The organism is Paenilisteria rustica (assembly GCF_013820765.1).
Classification (GTDB): domain Bacteria; phylum Bacillota; class Bacilli; order Lactobacillales; family Listeriaceae; genus Listeria_A; species Listeria_A rustica.
On sequence record NZ_JABJVM010000065.1, the window covers coordinates 1 to 225 of the forward strand.

The 225-nt window shown below is 38.7% G+C and carries 1 protein-coding gene; it reads left to right on the forward strand.

All coding sequences use genetic code 11. The features are described 5' to 3' along the window. Nucleotides 1-11: 11 nt before the first annotated feature. A complete protein-coding gene (locus HPK16_RS16705) occupies nt 12-167 on the forward strand; it encodes a transposase (protein ID WP_425487949.1) in 156 nt (51 codons plus the stop codon). The last annotated feature ends 58 nt before the right edge of the window (nt 168-225 follow it).

Sequence of the window (225 nt, forward strand, 5' to 3'; positions counted from 1 at the left end):
TTAACGCTTTTATTTACCCACATTTATCTAATGGCTTCGTAGAAGGCATTAACAATCGAACCAAAGTTTTAAAACGTGGCGCTTATGGCTTTCAATGTTTCGAAAGATTCCGAGCCAAAATACTAGCCCAACACTTTATCAAAGATTTTGACATCTCTGTAGGTTAAGAAAAGGCACGAGCTATTGACTCCCTAGCTCGCACCTTGATATTTCACCCCAACAATT